The following is a 19776-nucleotide window of genomic DNA, read 5'->3' on the forward strand; positions in this document are numbered from 1 at the left end:
ACTCATGGCAGTTTAGTATAATGAACGTATCGTTTTTATGAAAAATACTGATGATTAAATATATTTTATACATCCAGGAGGGTTCAAGATGACTGCCAAAAGAGGACGTCCGCGTAACATGGAAACCCAGAATGCCATTCTTACAGCATCGTATGAGTTGTTGTTGGAGCACGGATTCGGGGCAGTTACAATCGAGAAGATTGCTGAACGTGCACAGGTGAGCAAAGCCACTATCTACAAATGGTGGCCGAATAAAGGCGCTGTCATCATGGACGGATATATGTCTGCTGCAACGGCAAGATTGCCAGTGCCGGATACAGGCTCGGTATTGGAGGATATACGCATACATGCGAGTAATCTGGTTCGTTTTTTGACCAGTCGGGAAGGAAAAGTGATTACACAGATTATTGGGGAAGGGCAGTCGGATGCAGGGCTCGCCGAAGAATACCGTACAAGGTACATCCAACCACGTCGGCGTGAAGCTCGGGGAATTCTGGAGAAGGGTGTGGAGCGCGGCGAATTAATGAGTGGGACGGACATTGGATTATATATTGATCTGATCTATGGGCCGGTGTTCTATCGTATGTTAGTGACGGGGGAAGCGATGGATGATGCGTTTGTAGATGTGATGCTTCGTTCATTGTTGGAAGGCATTCAGTCCAAGTAGATATAGGGATAGTCGCGATACAAGTGGGAGTAAGAGGGAAGAGGGCGATTCGTAGGAATCACCCTGGAAGGAGCACATGTATATTGTACGTGGGAGATTGTTAGACCTGGAATATAGGTGAGATGGCTGTGGGCCACGAATCTGTAGCATTAGAGGAAAGGAAGGATGAGTGCTGGGTTAACACCGGGGGTTCATTCCATACCGAACTGGGCAGTTCGCGGCGTAATACAGGGGCAACTTCCTTGGCAAAACGCTCCACTTGCTCCAACTGCTCGCTATGGGTCAGTCCATCTACGCTGATACTCAGCACCTGATGTCCGTAAGCGGCATGGTAGTCCAGAATTTTCTCAATGACCTGCTCCGGACTGCCGATTAACGCAGGGCCTCGTGCAATGTTATCCTCCAGATCGGTGAAGGGCGATTGGTTATGTTGTGCGGCGGCGGTGGCATGGAACGCTTCATAATATGGCTTATAGCGGCGAATGGCTTCTTCGCCCGTATCCGCAAGATAGAGACTGCCGGCACCAGAGCCAATCACTGCTTGCTGCGGATCATGACCATAATAATCGAGTCGTTCCCGATAATGATCAATTAACGCTTTGTATTTGGCTTGCGGATGAAAAGAATTCGACGTAAAGAGCGGCTCGCCATATTTAGCAGCGAGTTCGGTCGAGACCGTGCTCGACGCGCTACCATGCCAGATGGGGATGGATTGCTGAAGCGGCCTGGGCCACGTGGTCACTCCATCAAGCGGAGGGCGATACGTTCCCTGCCAGGTTACATTCTCTTCAGACCAAAGCCTTTTTAGCAGATGGTAGCGTTCATCGAGTGAGTCCCATTGTTCCTCTTCGCTTATGCCAAACAGCGGATAGTGCCGAGGGTCATTGCCTTTCCCGATGATCATCTCCAGCCGTCCGCCCGATAATTGATCCAACGTGGCATAATCCTCGGCAACCCGGACTGGATCAAGTATACTAAGAACAGTGACGGTAGTTAGTAACCGAATGCGTGTGGTTGCTGCGGCTATTGCCGTTAATACGACAGGTGGCGAGGAAGATAGAAACGGCGCACCGTGTCGTTCACCGATTCCATAGGCATCGAAACCCAGTCGTTCAGCCAGCTTTGCTTGCTCTAATATATTATGGAATTTCTGCTGAGTTGTCAGAGCTTCCCCGGTTACGGCATTAGGCAGATTCATCATGAGACTAAACAAGGCAAATTTCATCTGACCTTCTCCTCGAACTGAATTGATAGTATCTGTGTCGTATAATCCTATTGAAATAGTAGGATATGTAAGTTGAATTAAATGTATCACGTTCTCACGGATTCTTCTAATGGATTTTTTCTATAAGCGGGAACAGCGAGACCTCCTTGCATAAATGTGAAGGAAATTGCCACGATTTTTATTGACCGCTGTAAAATTTAGGATTAAAATTGTGCTTATCATATAAATTCAAAATTATGGATTTTCATTGTGGAGGTGGGATACATGGAACCTACAACTACGATACGCTCATATATTGAGGACTACATCAGGAAACAGGGGTACACCCTGCAGTATTTTGCCGATATATCGGGAGTTAACGCTGGAACGCTTAGCGCAATTATTAAGGGGACTCGGCCCATCGCTATGGCGCAACTGGATCTGATTACCCAAGGCATGAAGCTGGAAGAGGGGTATTTCTACGAGATTTATGGGGCTGAATGTTTCGTGGAATCGGCACCTCATTGGAGGAGACTGGAACCTTTCCTGCAACGCTGTGCTGAATTGGACAAGCTGGAATGTATTCATAAAGTTATCCAGGAAGTGACGGATGATCGCTCGTATATCTCCGAGTTGTTCGAGATGGCGGAAGGCATGCTTGAACGTGGACAGACGAAGGCTGCACGGATGTTGTACGAATGTGTGTCGGAGTGTGAGAAATACCAACATTCGGAACGTCTGGCTCTGTGCCAGTATCGCATCTTCACCCTCTCGCTTGGTCAGAATCAACATGATAACCTGCGGGCCGCTGTGCACTTTGAGCCATATATTAATCGGCTGGATGAGGAGAGGCAGCTGGATGCGATTAGGGAGCTGGCTAATACATATAGTGGGTTGTGTTATTGGGATAAGGTATTTCAATTAGCCGGTGAACTGGAACAACGAGTAGAATTTTTAGAACAATACAAAAAAAAGAAAAGGGGTTTGGATCAACAGAGGACTTCCAAACATCCTTTATTCACCTATAAATCTTATGCTTATTTATTGATGTCTAATGTGTGGGGTGAGCGTAGGGATTACCAAAAGGCCTTGGATCAGACCGCTCAATATACGAATTTTGAAATTGAAAAACCTACTTCAGAGGATCTTATATTTATTAAGCGGTTTCAAGGTTGGGCTGAAGTTAATACCTATCTCTATAAATTGATGATGGGTGATTACGACGCACTAAATACTTATTTAGATTTTATTGAAGATAACGATAATGAAACCTTACTTGGGTTAGTTAAGATTATGGAAGCTGCCAATTTATACAATCTGAATGTAGACCACGCTCTTAGAAGATTCAATCTATATATTAATATGTTATTTGAGGATCATTATGACGAAAGTAGCTATATTACTCAAATTAAGGATGATAGGTACACTAAATTTTGGGCGGAATTAGCTTTTTATCAGTTGTCTAAGGAACGATATGAAGAAGGATTTAGAAGTCTATTAACTTGTTTAACATCTGCTCATAAAATCAAAGATGATTCTACAATAATATATTGTGTGGGTTTATTTGAAGAGTACAGAGCGCAAGCGACCGAATCAGTAATGTTAAAGTACAAAAGTATTATCAAGGAGGTCTATGGTCGATATGCTAAAAAAAGCAATGTTAGTAGTAATGCTTTGTAGTTCATGTCTGTTGTTCTCTGGGATTAATAGCGGTGTGGAATCTATATTAAATTCTTTTTTTAGTCACGGTACGGGTGGATATTAAAAAGATTTTATATGAATAAACGAACTTCGACATATATTGTTATTATCCAATGTTCTATTTCCTTATCTGGAAATAGAACATTTTTTTGTATTTAATGTTTGACGATTGTTAAATAGAGGATTAAAATTACATTTATTGAATTATGAAGATACATATATACAAATATGGGGGTAAAAGAAGTGATCCTTACACCTACGATAAGCTCACATATAGAAGATTACATAGAACAACAGGGTTATAAGCTTCAGCAGTTCGCTAATGTTTGCAGTGTTAATGTTGGCACGATAAGTGCCATTATTAATGGAACCAGACCTATTGCAATGAATCAATTGGATCAGATTACTGCTGGTATGGGGCTCGAAAAGGGATATTTTTATGAAATGTATGCTGTAGAGTTTCTAGTGAAAACAGCACCAGATTGGAGGCGTTTGGAACCCTTCCTTTATCGTTGTGCGGAACTAAATAAACTTGATTGTATAAAGAAAGTAGTTATAGAAGTGACTGAAGATCGTACATATACTTCTAAATTGTTTAAAGTAGCTGAAAATATGTATAACAAAGACATGAAGTCAGCGGCTTTCGTTTTATACGGATATGTTGCAGATGGTGAGAAATATCAGCACTCTGAACGCTTGGCTTTATGTCAGTATCGTATGTTTTTGCTCAGCTGCTGCAGTGATCAGAAAGCCTCTGAGCGTGCTGCTGCTCGATTTGAACCCTTTGTTGATCGATTGGAGGAAGAGTATAAGCTTGATGCACTCAAAGATTTAGGGGAGTTATATTCGGCTTTGCATGATTTTGATAGGTTGTACCCGTTAACTCTGAAATTGGAGAAATTATCTAAAGTAATGAAAAGCTATAAAAATCAAGGTGAAATTGATGGTAAAAGAATTTGCAAATATCCTATATATGTATATACAGGATATTCATTGCTTATGAGAGCTTCATGTTATTCTAGAATTGGAAAATATAAAGAAGCTTTGCAGTGTACACGTAATTATTATCAATTGGCGGTGCCTTATCCAACAGAGGAAGATATCTTATTTATAGATAAATTCAAAAAATGGAGTGAATTAAATACGTATTTATTCAAGTTAAAGATGGGGCAAAACAAAGGTCTGCAGAATTACATAGAGTATGTTGAAGGTGATGAGGAAGAACTTGTAATTGCCTTATTTAATATATTTCAGGCTGCAAACCGATTCAAATTTGATATTAATTTTGTGCTTAGGAAATATAAGGATCGATTCGAATCTCTTAATATAGATTCGAATCGTAATTATTCTAAACTAAGTTGGGGTACTATTCTGGTTGGTTTTTTCTATGAACTGGCCGTATATCATTTAAGTAGGAGCAATTATAATTCGGGTATGATTTCATTAATAAGAAGTATAGAAATCTCGAAATTTATCAATAATGACTCGGTTTTAATTAAATGTGTGAGTTTGTTTGGTGAGTACAGAACGTTTGCTTCTGCAGAAATAAGAAAAAAATACAAACACATATTACAATAAAATCCTTATGTGTATTTTTGGGTAACAACAACAAATTGTGTTTTGCTTGCTATATAGAGAATCAATTCAAAAAATTTAAATTAGTTTTCCGAAAAATTAGTTTTCCGAAAAATTGATTTTTCGAAATTGCGCAAAAAGGAGTATATTTCTATAAAAGGTTATTATTTAATTTATTAAATAAAATATGTATTTTTTGTTTTATCAACCATTATTATCGAAAAAACAAATGTCTAGGGTTGGGAATAGATCATTGTTTTGGTATTTCCTGAGAAACAGTAGGAGGATAAATTTAATGAAAAAAATTATTTTGCTAATAGCAATTGTTCTTATAACAACATCTTGTAGCAACAAGGAAAGAACAGAAAATAAAACGATTAAAATTATGTATAGTTCTTATGTTGATTTTAAACGAGACTATGGGAGTGTAATTGATGAGCAATTTAGCAATACCAACATCGAAGTAATAGAATACAAGAGTACCATGGGAGAAGGAATTTGGGATGCTATGAAATATGTTCCCGCTGGAGACCGTGATTGGGATATCAAAAAATACATAGACATTATTAAAACGGAGAATCCAGATATTTTGTTTTTTCCGTCCGAGGCTTTTCCAGAGTTACAAAATGAGAATTTGTTGAAGGAACTCAACGTCTTTCTTACAGAGGAAGAATTCACTGCAGGAATAGATGACAATTTACTCGCACTACTTAACGAAATCGGAGGCGGGAAAATATATGCTTTTCCTCAATCCATGACGGCACAGGCTTTATTTTATAACAAGGATTTATTTGAAAAAAATGGGATAGCTGAACCGTCAGACAGAATGACCTGGCGTGAGTTGTTGTTATTGGCCCAGCGTTTCTCTGGTAACTCTGACCTCAAAGGTCTTTATACTCCCTATTATGATTATGCTGATCTTTTAATCGAAATGGGCAAGGCAGATAAACGTAGGTGGTATGATGCTTCACGGCAAGAAGTCCATTTTGGAACGGATTCTTGGAAAGGCTTGATTGCTGATGTAGTCGCTGCATATTCAAGCGGGGGAATGGATGACAACGGAGGTATCCCAATTGACTTATTCAGTCAAGGAAAAGTCGCGATGATTTTAGAAACGCCTTATTTTATGAAGCAAATCCAGAGTATGAATCCGGAGTTGAATTGGGGTGTTGTAACCGAACCCGTGGGTACGGAGAATTCAGATGTCAGTACCACCATAACATATCCAATCATGAGCGGAATAAGCACCAACTCTCAAGACTATGCTACATCTTCTGAAGTTTGGAAGCAACTGAACAATAAAAGAACTGCAGAAATGCGCTTTAATTCAAGCATTGATAAATTCACCACTCCTATAAGAAAACTGAAGCCAGAAACAGATCAAGATGTCTTTTATGTGTTGAATCCAGCAGTCAATATACTTATGGAAAGAGTATCTTTAAATAGGGAATTAAAGCAAAAGACAGATCAGGTTGTGAACGATGGCATACAAAGTGCAATTGTAAACCCAGATTCTCTGAATTCGATTATTGATAAAATGCAGGAGGAATTAAGACATGTACTATATACAACAGAACAAAAGTAATATATTTGCTGTGTTATGGATGGGACTAATGCTCAGCATACTGACGGGTTGTGATTTACTTGGTGAGTCTGTCGATAAAAAAAGCGAACCCGTAATGAATAAGGAACTCACTGTCCTTACTCCTCAGAGCGAGGAGACATTTTATCAATACTACGGAAATCATATCATGAGTAAGTTTCCGGGTTTAACCTTTAACGTTGTTTCATCTAACAATGATAACTTATATGAAGACGAAAGCTTTTTTGAAAATAATCATCCCGACCTTATTATTTCTTATCTGCCAACGTTCCGAGATTTACGTGATTCGGATCGTATAGAGAGCATGAGTCCTTATGTGCAAGATTCCAAAAATATAAAAATTGATGATTATTACGATCAAATGAAGGAGGTATTCTCTAACGAATCAGGAGATCTTATGGGTCTTTCTCCTCAAGTTGTCGTTTCAGGTATTTTTTACAACAAGGATTTATTTGATTCTGTACAAATAGACTATCCAACAGACCAAATGAGTTGGGAAGAGCTTTTGTCCCTTTCCAACCGATTTGCAGATGATGACAGATTCGGATTTGAAGGCGGAGAGGCCGCTCCTCAACATATGATTATGACAATTATTGGAACGAATAAAATTCGGTTACTGGACGATCAAAAAAAAGAACTTATCTTTACTAAGAAAGATTGGCTACCGATGATTGAGCTAGTGATTAATTTGATGAAGCAAGGGAGTTTAATTGAGAGTACTGGAGAAAAATTTTTAGAAGGTGAATCAGCTATGTTATCTTCCAATATCAGTACTATTTCAAAACTACAACAAAAAGGTGATTTTTCATGGGGGCTTATAAGTTATCCGAGTGATCCGCTGAATGCTGATATGAGCTCAGGTTTGCAATTTAATCAGGTGCTTTCCATAAACAAAGAATCAGCAAACAAAGAAGATGTATGGAAAATTATCAGTTACTTAATGAGTGAGGATTCTGTGGAGCATCTTCAATCGCAAGATTTCATAGGGAACACATCAACCCTGAAATCTAGGATAGGAAGTTATGGCGGGATTGATATCAGCAATTTAATCAATAAAAGAGTTGATACAAGAAGAGGCTATTACGATGACCTCTCCCAGGAATTCCAAGGGAAATTTAGCGAAATGCTGAAATCAGTTTTAGAATCCGGTGTGGCTGATGCAAAAAGTGCAGATCAGGTTTATGAAGAAATCGTTACTCAGGGGAGTAATATTTATCGTGAGGAGAGGTTAAAGAATGAGTGATCACAGAAGGTTCCTGAAAAGTTCAACTACCTCTTATGAAGTTGGAGATTACGTCCCTAAGCAAATTCAGCTTTTTCAGAATGAAGTTCCAGTGGACTTGTCTTGGATTTATAAATCCCGTCAGGGTAGTGCTCTCTTTTTTTTAAGTGGTGGTTGCGAAGCTTGTGATATTAACCCTATAAAAAAAACGATAGAGAATTATCCTGATTTTGACTATGCAATTTTTTATGAGGGTCCAACACGGGAAGACGAAGAATATTTTAATGAAAAAAAGGTTCGATATTACTACTGTGATTTAGCCAAAATAGAAAAAGAACTCTTTGTGAAAGTTGCTCCCTTTCAACTCGTAGTAAACAAGATTGGACAGGTTGTCACTGCCGGTGTCTGCAATCACGAAGAGCATATTGGAAATCTCTTGTCACCGCTCATGCGGGTATCAACCAACAATAAATTATGAAATCATTTTGGGAAATTACAATTGTAACACTTAAGGCCTTCATGAAGCTGATTCGTTTTGATCCCGTTTCCTCCATAATAATTATAGCCATTATTTTATATGGAGCTTTCGAATCATATTTAAGCATATTGATTTCAAAACAAGTAGTGGATCAAATATTTGAAAAAAATAACTCTTATTTCGTTGTTAACATTCTCATTCTGTTGGGGATACAGTTATTAAATCTATATTTACAAGCAATATCCTCTTCTAGAAATAGTAAGCTACAGATAGAATACAGTAATCATACTGATGAGACGTTAATTCATAAAATATCTAAGATGGACTTAACCAGCAAGGAAAACCCAGCATTTAATGCAAATTTTTCTTTTCTAAGATTTGCATCAGGCAGAACATATGAAATGTTCCTTCTTTGCAACCAACTCTTGCTAAGAATTATTACCTTAGTGCTAGGCTTGCACTTTCTTGGATCTACGTTAACTATATTTGCTCTAATTGCGGTAAGTGTTGGTGTAATTAAAGGGTTGCTTTACTACAAAAGTGTGAATAAAAGAACTACATTAAACGAAAAAATAGAGTCTGGTTCAGTAAAGTATCAATATTATTTTAATTTGATTACGGGTGCAGAAGCCCAGAAAGAAATCTCTGCATATAATAGTTACTCCTTTTTGAAAACGAAGTGGAAAGAAGAAAAGGAGTATATAGATAAACAAAAGGTATCGCTAGAAAAGTTAAATGTTACTACAAATCTACGCAGCGAGATGGTTACTGTGGTTAGCACAGCATTGATTATGTTTATGGTCGCCTCACAAATTAGAAACAGTACAATGACTATTGGTGACTACGTAGCCGTAACGATGGCAGTGTCTGTTACGATCATGAATATCTCCCTGTTAATGCAAGATGCTTCTCGTTTGATAGAGAATTATCGTTATATGAATCGTGCAGAAGAGGTGGGTAAGGAACAAGCCAAAGCAGAACTAATTTCTGATGAGAATAATGAAGGTAAGCCCTTTGTTTTTCAGGACAGCATATCTGTAAGGAATATCTCATTTTGTTATCCAAATAGCACCATGAATGCAGTAGATAATCTTAGTATTGAGATAAAAAGAGGAGAAACAATAGCCATTCTTGGAGAGAACGGTTCTGGTAAGTCAACATTTATTAAACTGCTGTTGGGATTATATGAAGCTAATCGGCAACAAGTTTTCTACGATGGTATTCCAATTAGTGAATTGGATATGGATGATTACAGGCAACGCACGGTTGTTGTATTTCAGGATTTTATGAAGTATCACATGACATTAAGAGAAAACGCTGGAATGGGTGATATTCAAAATATGAATAATAACGACCAAAAGATGATAGCAATTTTTAAGAGATTAGGTATTTACGACAAATTCACAAACGGGCTGGATACTAAACTAGGTTACATGGATTCAGATGCAATTAATCTATCAGGTGGTCAGTGGCAACGAGTAGCCCTATCTAGGTTTTATGCAAAAGAAAATGCCGATCTCATTATTTTTGATGAACCAACAGCATCATTGGACCCAATGACAGAATATTTAATATTCAAAGATATTCTAGAACTTTGTAAATCAACTACCTCCATTATTATATCTCACAGAGTGGGGATAGCCAAACACGCCGACAAAATTGTGCTTATGGAGAAGGGAAAAGTCACGGAGTTCGGAACTCATGAGGAGTTAATGCTGCTGAAGAAATCATATTACATGATGTGGAAAACACAAAAAGAATGGTATGAAGATGAGGTGCAACCAAATTATGCGGTCTGATACTCATAAAAAACTTAGGGATCATTTGCAGGATGAAATTTTTTTTAATTGGGATGGATCAGAGTTTAAAATTGCTCCACAAAAGTTAACTGCATATTTTTTTATAACCCTTCATTGTGTTTACTGTATAGATCTGATTCCTTGCCTCAACGAAATTAAAGAAAAATATCCTGCTATCGATATCGTTTTAATCTCTTCGGGTTCACAAGAAGATCACAAGGAAATGGTTGATTATTTTCAGTGGACCTTCCCAGTAGTAGAGATGGAGAAGTTGGAAATGCATAAACACTTTGATGTTACAATGCAGCCTTACATGATGATCGCCGATGCTTACAGAACGATTCACTCTTCTACTGTAGTCTACAACACTGAAGATGTTCTTCGGATTTATAGATCCATAACCTAGAAGTAATATATGTGTCTCATGAAAGGAGGTGAAAAACAATGGCATGTGGATGTTCTAGCGGAACGGCTGCGGGTCTGGTTGATCTGCAAACCTATTGTACTACAGGAAGTTGTCAATCTGGTTCTACCATTTATACCAAAACATTGTATGCAGACAAGAAACAATTCTGCAAACAAAGCAATGGTACAACTACAGAATCAATTTGCACTATTAAAGCGGGCTGCTGCAATTAATCTGAGATTTTTAAAAGAGGGGGATATACATTCACCCTCTTTTTTGCTAGGAGGAATTAATTTGTGGGTTAATATGCTTATTTGTGACAAGATACATATAAATAATAATAAATTTGTTCTGGGGGGGATTATAAACAGGATTGAGGTTCCTACTTATCCATTTATCATCAAATTCTCATGCCTCATAAAGATCGCAGGTCTCCCTGAGTTTAATACTGTGCAGACCGAGCTAAGAATTATCAATTCCGCTCACGAGATTTTAGGAACCACTATGCATATACACAGGAATTATAGGGAACGAAACATGGTTCCTGGTGTAGACCAATATTTTGATTTTAAAATTTTAATGGAGAAAGATGATAATATTTTTATTGAATGTATTGTGGATGGTGAACTGAAATCAAGTTACCCCATTAATATCGATCTCGTTGATATTTCTTGTTAAGAAGGGGGAATCTTACAATGTTTAGATTTATCCTAGATGTCATACTTTCTTTTATTTTCTTTTCCTCTTTTGTAGCCAAGGTCATATCTTTCGGGAATTTTAAATATGAAGTACGCGGATACAAGATATTGAAATTAAGCAATTTTCGACTATTACCCATTCTGATTTTGAGTGCGGAGTTCGCACTCTCTATTCTCTTTTTATTACCAATTAATATAGAAGTTTTTAAAGAGTGCCTTGGGATTTCTTTTTTAATTGTTCTTACCATATTGACTATCAGAAAAGATGGCTTTTCAAAGGAATGTTCCTGTTATGGAAAGAATCATCTACTCAGTAGTTTTCCAATACAGAGGAATATAATTTTTATCTTGATTGTTACTTTAAGTTCTTTTATTCACAAAGTTTATGTGGTTGATTGGTTCCGTTCTTTTCTAGTTTTTTCCATTGTTCTGTTGGTAACATTAGTGTTAGAAAACATACGTCAATTTCAAGAAGTTAGAAAGGAGGGGTAGTACAGTGTTGATTTTTCTTATAGTGATTTTATTGTGCGCGATCAATTATTATATGATTTTGATCAGTAGACACAAAAAGTATTCTTTTTTTAAAAAGAGTTTTGAGCAAGTAGGGAACAGCGTGTTTGATCAAAAATTAAATGGTTTACTATTCCTAAATACAGCGGACCTTATTAAGATTGAAGACCACATTGCTTCGTTGCCTTCGGACTGGGTGATTATATTTAATGGCCCAGAATGGTTGTATAAGGTTAAGTTTAAGAAATGGAGTGTAAGAGTTTTGCATGCTCCAGTAATCGATATTCCGTCCTTAAGACTCATGAAGGATTCTTTTATTGTGATTCGCGAACCTTCAATGAAGAAAGACAGATATACAATCATATACGAGTTGAGAGAATATATTGATTTTCAATTATTAGGTGAACAGTCAAGTATAATTTCTGTTGCACGATAATGATTATTTCTACAGAAAATATGTAATAAACTGATCGTTAAGCAACTGATCCCCCATAAACTCGATATGTAGGCGAATGAAGCAGTACATATCTACATATTGTAGTTATAGCTATTTTTAAAGGGTTAATGTAACAAGCTTGTTTTATGAAAACTACCTTTGTAAACAATCATTTTATTCTGCAAAGGAATATAATATAAATTTTTTGGCAATGTATCCTAAAATGTTATACAAAGAGGGGGTGCATGCTGTGAGTGAACCGGTACAGATCACAGATAAAATCGAACGGAACAGGCAAGAGTTGAGTCGTTTGGCGGAGAATCATGGCATGCAGGACAACAAAGTCCTCCGACAGTCCATGGTACTGGACGAGCTTATTAATGAATATAATCGATTCAAATATAAAAGCCATCTCAGGAACAGACAACCGATTGCATAATGCAGTCGGTTTTTTGGTCTAATTAGTGTTCTAAAGAAATAGCGTAGTCGACTGTAGCGATACAGTCGGCTTTTTGGCGTTCACCCTGAAACCTATGCGGATAACTTGAAATTCCGTACCAATTCCAGGATTGGCAGGATAGCGGATGATCATTAAAACTGGATATGATGACACCAGTTATATCCAGATTGATCTGCGAAGGGGGCTCATACAATGATCGGGAGAGGGAGGGTTGAACGGAAATGATGGACAAGGTACGCATTTTTTTCGGAAAAAACGTAAACCTGCGCACCAAGTTGCTCCTGTTGTTCCTGGCGCTGACGTTGCTGCCGCTAAGTTTACAGGGAGTGATGAACTACAAGCATTTCTCGCAGACGATGGATCGCAAGACCGAGCAGTTCACCATTGAACTGGTTCGCCAGATTAACGCCAATCTGAATCGGTTGCTGAAGGACTTTGAGCGGTTGTCGCTCTTGCCGCTTTACGATCAGATGGTGCTTGGCATTCTAGGGAAATACAACGCTTCAATGGGGTCGGGAACATGGGCGAGGTCGGAGGATTATCTGAAAATGAAGCTTTACACATCGGGTCAAGCTTATGACCGGCCCGAGATTCGGGGAATTCACCTGATCAGCAACAGCGGCATTTTGTTCTCCAATCTCGATTCACTGGCGGTCAAGCCGGTATGGGACAGCAGGCAGGATGACTGGTTTACAGAACTTAACGACTCCGAAGGGACATGGCGCCTGCTTCCTCCGCATGAACCCGGCTATTACACGGGCGGTCAGCAAGAATCGTATATATCGGTGGGCAGAGTGCTTCGAGATCCGGGAACGCTCCAGCGATTGGGTTACATTTTGATTGACATCCGTCTGGAGGCCTTCGGTCAACTGTTATCCAATCTGAATTATGAGCAAGATGCAAGCCTGATGATTGTAGACAGCAAGCAGCGTCTGCTGTTCGAACGGACCTCAATCGGAGGAATGTCTGCGTACGACCAGTTGCTAATGCAGGGACAGCTTCAAAGCTATGCAGGAAACCAAAAAGTTGTTCTGGATGGGCAGCCCTATCTCTATGTACAACACCATTCCAGCTATTCTGGGCTTTCGGTGATCAGTCTTACACCTATTGCTGTGATTCAAAAGGAGTCGGGTGAGATGCTCACCTTCACAATATGGTTCGCAGTGTTGTGTATGGCGGGTATAGCGATTCTGGCGGTTCTTTTATCCTATCGCATCACCCGGCCACTGATTCGACTGAAGCACCACATGATTCGGGTGGAGCAGGGAGATTTTAGCCAGCGTGTAGCATACTTCAGCAGTGATGAATTCGGGCAGATAAGCCGGGGCTTTAACCGAATGATGGAAGAGATTCATCGACTGTTCAATGAGGTGTTTCTGCTGGGCATTCAAGAGCGGGAGGCAGAGTTGTCAGCGTTACAAAGCCAGATGAATCCCCATTTTATATACAACACGCTGGAGTCCATTAACATGATGGCCATTCGCCAGAAGCATGCTGAGGTGTCGGACATGGTGACGGCGCTTGGCAAGCTGCTGCGCTATACGATTGATAAGGTGGACCGGATGGTTCCATTTGGGGAAGAACTTGCTTTTGTACAATCCTATGTACGCATTCAGCAGGTACGTTACGACGGCAAGTTAGAGATTATCTATGACATCGAAGAAGGGATAACGGAGTATTTGATTCCCAAGCTGGTACTGCAACCGCTGGTGGAGAATGCAGTCTACCATGGCATTGAAGGGCAGGAAAATGGAGGAGTAATCTGGGTATCTGCCTTGAAATTTGATCATGAGCTGCTGATTAGCGTGCGAGACAACGGTAAGGGTATGACTCAGGCAAAGATTGACGAGTTAAATGAGTCCATATCAAAACAGCCTTCCAATGAGGCATTACGTTGCCATGCCGGGGACAGTTTGGGGCTTAACAATATCGCTCAGAGGCTTCGCCTCATGTATGGAGAAGGCGGCAGCCTAAGCATTGATGGAAGTCCCGGGCAGGGACTGGTGGTCACGATATCCATTCAACTTCTACCGAAAGGGGATTGAAGCGCATGTATAAAGTATTGCTTGTAGAGGATGAGACAGTCATCCGTCAGGGACTGAGGGAACTGATCGTACAAGTGTCTTCTCAGTTTCAGGTAACGGGCGAAGCATCGAGCGGTACCGAGGCGCTAGATTTTCTGAGATGTGAGGTGCCGGACGTGTTAATCACGGATATCCGCATGCGTGAAATGGACGGACTAACTTTGGTAAGCAAAGCCAGAGACATGTACCCTGAATTGTTAATGCTCATCATTAGCGGCTACGGCGAGTTTGAATATGCACGCAGAGCGATGGGGTTTGGAGTGTTGAACTACCTGTTGAAACCAATCGATCGTTATGAACTGGCATTATGCATACAAAAGATTCAATTGCTACTGGATCGCAGATACGGTATTTCAACCCTTTCTATCCCTGAGCCATCTGGGAAAACAGAACACGCTGCTGGAGATACACGGAAGATTATCCGAGATGTGAAGGAGCACATCAAGCAACATCCCGATGGAGATCTGCGACTTCAGACGATAGCAGATCTTGTTAACTTGAACCCTACTTATTTAAGCCAGTTGTTCAAGAATGAAATAGGCATCAATTATTCCGAATACATCACGGAGGCACGTATGGAGCGGGCCAAGTGGTTGCTGATCAACACGGGTCTCAAAATCTATGATGTGGCACGGTTATCCGGGCATCAGAGCCCCAAACACTTCATGTTGGTGTTCAAGCAGCAGGTGGGATGGACCGCGGGAGAATATCGAGACCGATTCAGTATCTCTTGAAAAACCATACCATTTCTGTAGTTGACGTGATTTTAGGGGGAACGACGCTTTCGTTATACTTTGGTTGCACATGTATACCACGACGTCCATAAGGGGGATTTCCATGAAAAAAGCAGGACTGATACTGGTGTTTATACTCATGATGATGGCTTCAATCGCGTGCACAAGCTCCAATTCCGGCAGTGAATCTGGCAGTTCAAGCGGAGAGAATGGAGAGGTCGAGCTGAAGTTCATGATGTGGGGCAATCAGGCGCATATGGATGTATACAACAAGTTGATTGATGACTTCACAAAGGAAAATCCAGGTATCAAAGTAACGATGGAATCCGTACCTTTCGCAGAATACCAGCAAAAAATCTCGGTGCTTGCTGCCGGAGGCTCTCTTCCCGATCTCGCATGGGTATCGGAGCGAATGGTGCCGCAATTCAAGTCCAATCACATTCTGGCTGATGTATCCGAGTTCAAGGATGATGCACAGTTTAAGCTGGATGATTATATTCCAAGTACATTGGATTTGTTCCGTGATGGCGATGAACTGCTGGGACTACCTTTTTCTACACCTCCGGTGGTCATGTTTTACAATAAAACGCTGTTCGACAAGGCCGGCCTGACTGATCCAAACACACTTGCCACCCAAGGACAATGGACATGGGAACAGTTCGAAGAGTCCGCCAAAGCCATTACCAGCAAGGATGCGACCAACCGAGTCTATGGTGCCAACTTTTTTCGCGACTGGAAGACCTGGGCGGTGCTTTCCTCCTATTCCTGGTCCAATGGAAGCGGTCCATTCGACGAAGGCATGACAACGTTCACCTGGAACGATGCCTATGGCGTACAGACCCTTGAATTGCTGGAACGCATGATGTTCACTGATGAATCACACCCGAAGGCGGGTGAGCAAGTCAGCTTCGATGCGGGTAATGTGGGCATGTTCTTTGATAATTACAGCTATGTTTCCAAAGCAAGAGAAATTACGGATTTTGAATGGAGCATCGCTCCTATGCCTTCCGGTTCTCAAGGCAGTGTGCCGATGCTGGGGCAGGCCGGATATGCCATGTTCAACGACAGCAAACATCCAGAGGAAACGAAGAAACTGTTGAAGTATTTTGCCAGTGAGCAGGGGATTCAGGCGACAGCCACCTACTTTGTACCTCCGCGTACCTCTGTTCTGAACTCAGATGCATTCATTCTCCAGCCAAATAATCCGAGCAAAGAGCATATCGTGCAGGCCGCCATTGATGAAATGCCAAAAGCGCGCTTAATTCCCGGTGATATCCGTTGGCAGGATATCGACAATGCGGTATTGCAGGGATTTGACCGACTGTTTGCCAAGACAGCGACAGCTGAGGATAACCTGAAACAAATGCAGGAAGAGATCCAAAGCGTGTTGCAACCCTAAATCATTCGATCGAAACCGGAGGTGAGAACGATGGGCAAATTCAAAGAATTACTTGAACGGAAACCGCTGTCGCTGGTGGTCAGCCTGCCTGAGAATGATATTGCTTTGGCTCGGGCAGCTATGGAAGAGGGCGCTGATGCACTGAAGGTACATTATAATGTCGGTCATCGCGCCAGCGGGAATCATTTTGGTCCATTGGACATGTACGCCGAGGTGTTTCGGGCGATCCGCAGTGAGTTTGGTGGTCCGGTAGGGGTCGTACCTTCTGGCAGTATAGATGGAGCACAAAGGGAGGATGTGGAGGGGCTTTCCGGGCTGGGTTTTGACTTCTATTCCATCTATGCACATCACTTGCCATCCTTCATGTTGAATGACTTGGGGCTGGACCCAACGTTTGCGATCAATGAAGAATATGATGCTTCCCTCGTAACATCGGCAGCGCACTTCGGCTTCACCGCTCTGGAGGCATCCATTGTGCCTGGAAAAGAATATGGTACACCGCTCAGCTTCGCGGATGTGCTTAAGTATCGCCGTCTGGTCTTGCAAGCCCAGGTACCGGTATTGGTTCCTTCCCAGCGAAAGCTGGTGCCGGAGGATGTTCGAGTGCTGCGCAATACCGGGGTCAAAGCGATTATGCTTGGGGCGGTCGTGACAGGCAACACGGAGGAGCAGTTGCGAAGGGCTGTGAACGGGTTCCGCAATGCGGTGGACAGTCTGAACCGTTCGGACTATATAAGTTGAACTAAAGAATATTTACACTTGCCACTCCGATGCCAGAACAACCTTCCGATCGCTGTTATCCCCAGATTTTTTTGAATCCCATATATAAAGGGGAAATCCGGGGATAAGCATATGCTTCCGATGCAGCTTTCTTCCAGAAAGCTTTTAGGCGACCACTTCGCTTCTTCAGGTTTTTTCTGTCCTCTACGTTCTTGTGTAAATGTATAGTTCACCTTATATAGAATCGTCGCAGAGTTCAGCTTCGGAGGAAATTGGATTAAAAGGGGGAGGCCTGATTGACCCATTCACGCAAGCGCAAAAGAGGGGGGCCGCTCGCCAGAGAGGCCCAGATCGCGGGGTGGCTGTTTGTATCGCCGATGGTGCTTGGGTTTACCCTGCTGCTGTTATTTCCCATGGGTCTCGCGTTATACATGAGCCTGACCGATTGGCCACTGCTGGGGGATCATCATTTTATTGGATTGGATAATTACCAGAATATTATGACAGACGCGATGTTCTGGAAAGTGCTTGCCAATACGGTTTATTTCACAGCGGGGCTAGTGCCGCTTAATATTGTGCTCGCCCTACTGCTCGCGTTGCTGCTATCCAGAAATCTGCGGGGTATCGGAATTTTCCGAACAGCGATCTTTGTTCCGGTCATGACCTCGTTGATCGTATGGGCCATCGTGTGGAAGCTGATGTATGCGACAGAGTCTGGATTGATTAATCAGCTTCTGTTGATGCTGGGCATCAAAGGTCCGGCCTGGCTTTACAATCCGGATTTGGCAATGCCAGCGATTATCGTGACAAGTGTGCTGAAAAATGTCGGTCTGAATATGGTGCTGTTCATTGCAGCGATTCAGCAGGTACCGCGTTCACTATACGAAGCAGCAACATTAGACGGGGCGGGCAAAAGGGGAACCTTCTTTCACGTCACGCTGCCCATGATCACGCCAACCGTGTTTTTGACCGTAGTCATGACCGTGATTGGTTCACTCAAAGTATTCGGGCAGATCTATGTGATGACACAGGGCGGGCCGAGCAACAGCACCAAGGTATTGGTTTATTATATCTGGGAAAAAGCATTCAAATTATTTCAGTTTGGTTATGCTTCTGCTCTCGCATATGTACTGTTCTTTATCGTGCTAATTCTGACGCTGCTGCAATGGCAGCTCCGAAAGAGGTGGGTATTCAATGAAGGCGATGCCTAGTCCTTCGGGGCGGAAGATAGGAAGTACTCTGGGGACGTACTTGTTGCTGACTCTGATTTCCCTCATTATGATTGTGCCATTTATTTGGATGATATCGACATCATTCAAGGAACCCCAGAGCATATTCACCTATCCACCGCAGTGGATACCGGAACCATTCCGATTTCAGAACTACATCGATGTCTTTCGATTGATTCCGTTTCACCGTTTTTATTGGAACAGTATCTACATTTCTGCGTTGGTTGTGCTAGGAACAGTATTTTTTGCTTCCCTCGCCGGTTACGCATTCGCCAAAATTCCGTTTAAAGGACGTAATGTGGTATTTCTCATCCTGCTGAGTGCGATGATGATTCCCCATGAGGTGACGGCGATACCGATGTTTCTGTTCATGCGGCAACTGGGGTGGATTGATACCCATCTTCCGCTAATATTATTGCCGATCTTTGGCGCGGGTGGTGTGTTTGGCATCTTTGTGATGCGGCAGTTCTTCATTACGGTGCCAACGGAACTGGAAGAAGCGGCGATGATTGATGGTTGCAACCGATTCCGGATATATGCGCGAATTATGCTGCCCATTGCCAAGCCGGGTATGGCTACGCTGACGATCTTCACGTTTGTGACGATCTGGAATGAGTTTTTTGATCCGTTGATCTTCATTAACTCGCGTGATCTAATGACGCTGCCGCTTGGATTATCCCTGTTTACAGATGAAGTGGGTACAGCCTGGCAATATCTGATGAGCGCCACCGTCATGGCAACCTTGCCACTATTAGTTGTTTTTTTCCTGGCACAGCGGCGCTTCATTGAAGGGGTTGCCATGACGGGACTGAAAGAGTAAGCCGTGTAATACGTGCAATAGAACGAAGGAG

At 41.5% G+C, this 19776-nt stretch carries 19 protein-coding genes; 18 read left to right on the plus strand and 1 reads right to left on the minus strand.

Annotated elements, in window-relative coordinates; all coding sequences use genetic code 11:
• The first annotated feature begins 88 nt into the window (after nt 1-88).
• Nucleotides 89-667, plus strand: a complete 579-nt coding sequence (locus tag CXK86_RS26895) for a TetR/AcrR family transcriptional regulator (RefSeq protein WP_076253916.1) — start codon at nt 89-91, stop codon at nt 665-667.
• Nucleotides 668-767: 100 nt separating this feature from the next.
• Here CXK86_RS26895 and CXK86_RS26900 read toward each other — a convergent pair whose 3' ends face one another.
• Nucleotides 768-1892, minus strand: coding sequence for an LLM class flavin-dependent oxidoreductase (locus CXK86_RS26900; protein WP_076253915.1), 1125 nt, complete (start codon nt 1890-1892; stop codon nt 768-770).
• A gap of 264 nt (nt 1893-2156) precedes the next feature.
• On the opposite strand from CXK86_RS26900, the gene CXK86_RS26905 reads away from it, so the two are divergent.
• From CXK86_RS26905 to CXK86_RS26985, 17 genes are all read left to right on the plus strand, one after another.
• A complete protein-coding gene (locus CXK86_RS26905) occupies nt 2157-3551 on the plus strand; it encodes a helix-turn-helix domain-containing protein (RefSeq protein ID WP_076253914.1) in 1395 nt (464 codons plus the stop codon).
• Nucleotides 3552-3800: 249 nt separating this feature from the next.
• Entirely contained in the window at nt 3801-5150 is a 1350-nt protein-coding gene (locus CXK86_RS26910; RefSeq protein WP_180361876.1) for a transcriptional regulator, read from the plus strand.
• 292 nt (nt 5151-5442) lie between these two features.
• Nucleotides 5443-6732: an extracellular solute-binding protein gene (locus tag CXK86_RS26915; protein ID WP_076253912.1), complete on the plus strand. Its 1290-nt coding sequence runs from the start codon at nt 5443-5445 to the stop codon at nt 6730-6732.
• Nucleotides 6704-7993 (plus strand): ABC transporter substrate-binding protein, encoded by a 1290-nt coding sequence (locus tag CXK86_RS26920; protein WP_076253911.1) that lies wholly within the window; start codon nt 6704-6706, stop codon nt 7991-7993. Before CXK86_RS26915 ends, CXK86_RS26920 begins: the two co-directional genes overlap by 29 nt.
• Entirely contained in the window at nt 7986-8450 is a 465-nt protein-coding gene (locus CXK86_RS26925) for a hypothetical protein (protein ID WP_076253910.1), read from the plus strand. The genes CXK86_RS26920 and CXK86_RS26925 overlap by 8 nt, the downstream gene beginning before the upstream one ends.
• Nucleotides 8447-10249 carry an ABC transporter ATP-binding protein gene (locus CXK86_RS26930; RefSeq protein WP_101314854.1) on the plus strand — a complete coding sequence of 601 codons (1803 nt, stop codon included), beginning with the start codon at nt 8447-8449 and terminating at the stop codon, nt 10247-10249. Before CXK86_RS26925 ends, CXK86_RS26930 begins: the two co-directional genes overlap by 4 nt.
• Nucleotides 10239-10655: a peroxiredoxin family protein gene (locus CXK86_RS26935; RefSeq protein ID WP_076253908.1), complete on the plus strand. Its 417-nt coding sequence runs from the start codon at nt 10239-10241 to the stop codon at nt 10653-10655. The genes CXK86_RS26930 and CXK86_RS26935 overlap by 11 nt, the downstream gene beginning before the upstream one ends.
• Before the next feature lie 18 nt (nt 10656-10673).
• The gene (locus CXK86_RS26940; RefSeq protein ID WP_143781312.1) at nt 10674-11333 is read left to right on the plus strand and encodes a DUF6941 family protein; all 660 of its coding nucleotides are present in this window, start codon (nt 10674-10676) and stop codon (nt 11331-11333) included.
• A gap of 17 nt (nt 11334-11350) precedes the next feature.
• Complete coding sequence (locus tag CXK86_RS33085) at nt 11351-11845, plus strand: MauE/DoxX family redox-associated membrane protein (RefSeq protein ID WP_076253906.1); 495 nt, start codon at nt 11351-11353, stop codon at nt 11843-11845.
• A gap of 4 nt (nt 11846-11849) precedes the next feature.
• Nucleotides 11850-12299, plus strand: coding sequence for a hypothetical protein (locus CXK86_RS26950; RefSeq protein WP_076253905.1), 450 nt, complete (start codon nt 11850-11852; stop codon nt 12297-12299).
• A gap of 250 nt (nt 12300-12549) precedes the next feature.
• On the plus strand, nt 12550-12738 hold the full coding sequence (locus CXK86_RS26955; protein ID WP_036616818.1) for an aspartyl-phosphate phosphatase Spo0E family protein: 189 nt from the start codon (nt 12550-12552) through the stop codon (nt 12736-12738).
• Nucleotides 12739-12980: 242 nt separating this feature from the next.
• Nucleotides 12981-14804 carry a sensor histidine kinase gene (locus tag CXK86_RS26960; RefSeq protein ID WP_076253904.1) on the plus strand — a complete coding sequence of 608 codons (1824 nt, stop codon included), beginning with the start codon at nt 12981-12983 and terminating at the stop codon, nt 14802-14804.
• A 5-nt stretch (nt 14805-14809) separates the two neighbouring features.
• A complete protein-coding gene (locus CXK86_RS26965; RefSeq protein ID WP_076253903.1) occupies nt 14810-15577 on the plus strand; it encodes a response regulator transcription factor in 768 nt (255 codons plus the stop codon).
• Nucleotides 15578-15680: 103 nt separating this feature from the next.
• The gene (locus CXK86_RS26970) at nt 15681-16976 is read left to right on the plus strand and encodes an ABC transporter substrate-binding protein (RefSeq protein ID WP_101314855.1); all 1296 of its coding nucleotides are present in this window, start codon (nt 15681-15683) and stop codon (nt 16974-16976) included.
• Nucleotides 16977-17006: 30 nt separating this feature from the next.
• Nucleotides 17007-17717, plus strand: a complete 711-nt coding sequence (locus CXK86_RS26975) for a beta/alpha barrel domain-containing protein (RefSeq protein WP_076253901.1) — start codon at nt 17007-17009, stop codon at nt 17715-17717.
• 275 nt (nt 17718-17992) lie between these two features.
• Nucleotides 17993-18907 carry a carbohydrate ABC transporter permease gene (locus CXK86_RS26980; RefSeq protein ID WP_076253900.1) on the plus strand — a complete coding sequence of 305 codons (915 nt, stop codon included), beginning with the start codon at nt 17993-17995 and terminating at the stop codon, nt 18905-18907.
• The gene (locus CXK86_RS26985) at nt 18891-19745 is read left to right on the plus strand and encodes a carbohydrate ABC transporter permease (RefSeq protein ID WP_076253899.1); all 855 of its coding nucleotides are present in this window, start codon (nt 18891-18893) and stop codon (nt 19743-19745) included. The genes CXK86_RS26980 and CXK86_RS26985 overlap by 17 nt, the downstream gene beginning before the upstream one ends.
• The last annotated feature ends 31 nt before the right edge of the window (nt 19746-19776 follow it).

Source organism: Paenibacillus sp. BGI2013 (genome assembly GCF_002843485.1).
Lineage (GTDB): Bacteria > Bacillota > Bacilli > Paenibacillales > Paenibacillaceae > Paenibacillus > Paenibacillus amylolyticus.

Coding starts and splice junctions, on each gene's coding strand:
- CXK86_RS26895 (WP_076253916.1), top strand. CDS start 89: ATGACTGCCAAAAGAGGACGTCCGCGTAACATGGAAACCCAGAATGCC.
- CXK86_RS26900 (WP_076253915.1), bottom strand. CDS start 1,892: ATGAAATTTGCCTTGTTTAGTCTCATGATGAATCTGCCTAATGCCGTA.
- CXK86_RS26905 (WP_076253914.1), top strand. CDS start 2,157: ATGGAACCTACAACTACGATACGCTCATATATTGAGGACTACATCAGG.
- CXK86_RS26910 (WP_180361876.1), top strand. CDS start 3,801: ATGGGGGTAAAAGAAGTGATCCTTACACCTACGATAAGCTCACATATA.
- CXK86_RS26915 (WP_076253912.1), top strand. CDS start 5,443: ATGAAAAAAATTATTTTGCTAATAGCAATTGTTCTTATAACAACATCT.
- CXK86_RS26920 (WP_076253911.1), top strand. CDS start 6,704: ATGTACTATATACAACAGAACAAAAGTAATATATTTGCTGTGTTATGG.
- CXK86_RS26925 (WP_076253910.1), top strand. CDS start 7,986: ATGAGTGATCACAGAAGGTTCCTGAAAAGTTCAACTACCTCTTATGAA.
- CXK86_RS26930 (WP_101314854.1), top strand. CDS start 8,447: ATGAAATCATTTTGGGAAATTACAATTGTAACACTTAAGGCCTTCATG.
- CXK86_RS26935 (WP_076253908.1), top strand. CDS start 10,239: ATGCGGTCTGATACTCATAAAAAACTTAGGGATCATTTGCAGGATGAA.
- CXK86_RS26940 (WP_143781312.1), top strand. CDS start 10,674: ATGAAAGGAGGTGAAAAACAATGGCATGTGGATGTTCTAGCGGAACGG.
- CXK86_RS33085 (WP_076253906.1), top strand. CDS start 11,351: ATGTTTAGATTTATCCTAGATGTCATACTTTCTTTTATTTTCTTTTCC.
- CXK86_RS26960 (WP_076253904.1), top strand. CDS start 12,981: ATGATGGACAAGGTACGCATTTTTTTCGGAAAAAACGTAAACCTGCGC.
- CXK86_RS26965 (WP_076253903.1), top strand. CDS start 14,810: ATGTATAAAGTATTGCTTGTAGAGGATGAGACAGTCATCCGTCAGGGA.
- CXK86_RS26970 (WP_101314855.1), top strand. CDS start 15,681: ATGAAAAAAGCAGGACTGATACTGGTGTTTATACTCATGATGATGGCT.
- CXK86_RS26975 (WP_076253901.1), top strand. CDS start 17,007: ATGGGCAAATTCAAAGAATTACTTGAACGGAAACCGCTGTCGCTGGTG.
- CXK86_RS26985 (WP_076253899.1), top strand. CDS start 18,891: ATGAAGGCGATGCCTAGTCCTTCGGGGCGGAAGATAGGAAGTACTCTG.